This is a genomic window from Pseudomonas nicosulfuronedens (assembly GCF_005877905.1).
Classification (GTDB): domain Bacteria; phylum Pseudomonadota; class Gammaproteobacteria; order Pseudomonadales; family Pseudomonadaceae; genus Pseudomonas; species Pseudomonas nicosulfuronedens.
Window position 1 is genome coordinate 1 of the sequence record NZ_SWDV01000061.1, and the last position, 2749, is coordinate 2749.

At 58.9% G+C, this 2749-nt stretch carries 1 protein-coding gene and 2 pseudogenes; 1 reads left to right on the forward strand and 2 read right to left on the reverse strand.

The annotated features are described in order from the left end of the window. Positions 1 to 316: pseudogene (locus tag FAS41_RS31070) on the reverse strand (hypothetical protein); the annotation flags it as partial. A gap of 1447 nt (positions 317 to 1763) precedes the next feature. Between FAS41_RS31070 and FAS41_RS29160 the strand changes: the two are divergent. After that, positions 1764 to 2330, forward strand: coding sequence for a hypothetical protein (locus tag FAS41_RS29160; protein WP_246084963.1), 567 nt, complete (start codon positions 1764 to 1766; stop codon positions 2328 to 2330). A gap of 329 nt (positions 2331 to 2659) precedes the next feature. Here the strand turns inward: FAS41_RS29160 and FAS41_RS29165 are convergent. Then, a pseudogene (locus FAS41_RS29165) lies at positions 2660 to 2749 on the reverse strand (DNA-binding response regulator); the annotation flags it as partial.

Sequence of the window (2749 nt, forward strand, 5' to 3'; positions counted from 1 at the left end):
GTGGCGCCGCAGGAAGCGGTGGTCTGGGGAGCTCGATCCTAATGGTCTCAAGTCCCGCTTGAACTGGCCTAGTTGAGATATCCCGCCAGTATGCTGAGAGGTAAATGCTGTAGGTCTGCTGCTGGATTAGAGCAGGAGCATTTTCTGCTCGCCGGATACCGCGCTCCGCGTTTTTGAAATTTTCAAAGCCTGCCATGCGAGCTGCCAAATCGAGCGCGTCGAGGTGGGTAAGCTGGGCTTGCTTGGCGATAGCTTTCGCGCGACGTTTGATTCCGCGGATGGTGGAAGGCTGAGCATGAAGGGAGGATTGGCGCATGATCTTTCTCCGCCCCAATACGCGAACGTCACCCGTCTCCGTTGCTTTAGGGCATGGAAAAAATGCATGGCCTAGTGTGCGGTGCCTAGCGGGTAGTGCCGTTTCCAGCTTTCCAACGACGGGTGGGATGCGCCTACCTTGCGCTCGATTAATCTACCAATCGGTCCTGCCTTGGGCAATAGGCTGAACGTCCACAGACGAAAACGCCTCATCTGCGGGGCTTTCGTTTGACTGGACCTAGAAAAGTAGCTCTCGCCGGAGTGCTGCGACCGTAACCGCTGAGGCCTCGTCAAAACCACGCCCGACCATCCAACGCGTCCACCTACCAGTCGCGTAGGCTATTGGCCGACACGCGACAAGCGCGACGACTGAACCGGTCTCGACTTCTCGGTGAGTACGTACCGACCACCCTAATTCGGAGCTTGTTCCCCCACGCCGGAATAGCAACAACTGCGCTGAGTCGCCGTAGGAACGAGTAGGCATGAGGTTCAGGTGAGAAATTCCCAGCGCCGCCAGTACCCACGCATCCATTTCAGGCGAGCCAGGCATTCTGCCCAGAAGAGCTATCCGCTCCAGTACCTCTCCCCTGCCAGGAAGCACCCGGGAAAAGGTTGCCTTGAAACCTTCGTCTGCATTCGAGTCCGTCTCTGCAGGTTGGCATCCCCAGCGGAACCACGCTTCATTGCTGACCTGGTCGATTTGATGCCCAATGCGTACAAGTGGGCAGTCAGAATTTGAGAGCACGCCGGCAATCCATCCCGCGAGAGACGCCCTCTGGACGACCTTTGAGTGGCTATATCGGGGACTGATGCGTGATATTTGCACCGGCTGATCAACGCGGGCTAACGCCCTTTGATTGAGCGGAGTAAGAGAAGCGCCGGATTTCGCAATATTGCGAACAGAGAACTCGTGAGGGAGATCGACCTCCATGCCATCTCCTTGCGAGCTAGGGGGTACCTGATGCGTGGGGTGATCGGCCGAATTCGCTTGTTGCATCATCTATGGCGCCTCCTGAATGAGAGCTCCCATGATTCCTGGGCTGTAACCACGCCAGCGGCTATTTCCGTCGCTTTAGGTGCAGGAAAGCGAAACTCATAGCTTGCTGGCCAGCTTGGGTTACTAGCAGCCCCGCATAGCCTGGCAATCCCTCCACCGAAGGATTCCCAGGGTATGAGCATCAGTGTTCCCAGCTGGCTGTCGCGCTACCAAAGCGGCGAGCGCCTCGGCCGAGCCCAAGCCGTCATGTCGTATGCCGATTACTACTGCATCGATGGATCCGCAGACACCGATCCGGAGATCGAGGAGCGCCTTGGCTACTCAGCGCCAGCCATGACGGCCTACGCAAGCCGCACAGGAACACGCACTACCCTGGCGGCGATGCGGGAAGCCGGTTGGCGGCTGTTGATTTCCGCCGCCGGCGCGCTTCGAACGGAAGGTTTCGAGCGGTATGCCCTTGATAACGGTGCCTGGAGCGCGTACGAAGTTCGACGAAACAGCTTTCGGCCGGGCGCTGGAGAAGGTCGGCGAGAAGGCCGACTGGGTGGTCTTACCCGATATTGTGGCCGGCGGCATGGAGTCCTTGGATTTCAGTCTCCAGTGGCTTGAGCGCCTGCAGGGATTTCCCCAGACGCTGCTGCTCGCGGTGCAGGACGGTATGGCCCCCGACGATGTGCGCGATCTTCTGAGCCCAGCAGTTGGCATATTCCTGGGTGGATCCACCGAGTGGAAGCTGCAGACGATGGAGGCATGGGGTGTCCTAGCTCGCCGCCGCAACTGCTACTTCCACGTGGGCCGAGTGAACAGCGCGCGCCGGATCGCAATGTGCTCGGCGGCCGGCGCCAGCAGCTTCGACGGCACTAGCGTCACGCGATTCGCGAACACGCTACCGCGGCTTGACGCAGCGCTGAGCTTCGCCGGTGAGCAGAAGGATCTGTTCGATCTGAGCTACCAGCATCTTCAGGAAACGCCATACGATTGCCGATGGCCTGCACGCCAGTGTGGAAAGCTGCGTTAGGCACGGAGCCGCTGACGGAGACGTTTAACGTAGGAGCCGTCGAGCAGTTCATCATCGACCAGATCCAGCGCACAGTTGGCTAGTGATGCGAGGCTGCCGTCAGATGGTTTGAAGCCATTCGGAATCCATCCATGTTGGGCTTGGGTGTTCTCAGTGATGGCTACGAACAGGGCCTTGAAGTAGTCGGCCAACGAGGGACGCGATGCGTCGGTTGCAGCCTGAGTGAGCGGATCCGAAGCCTCAATGACAGCGTTTCGAGCATCATCGGCGATCGCCTCGATGCAAGCGTCCAGTGGTGGCCAGTATTTGAGGTCGTACTGCGCCTGCAGCGACTCCAGCAACTCGGAGAGCTCGGTAGTGACCTGAGGCTCGTCATCAATGACCAGCACGCTGAAACGGCGATTGGCCGTTTTATCCAT

Coding starts and splice junctions, on each gene's coding strand:
- FAS41_RS29160 (WP_246084963.1), top strand. CDS start 1,764: ATGCCCTTGATAACGGTGCCTGGAGCGCGTACGAAGTTCGACGAAACA.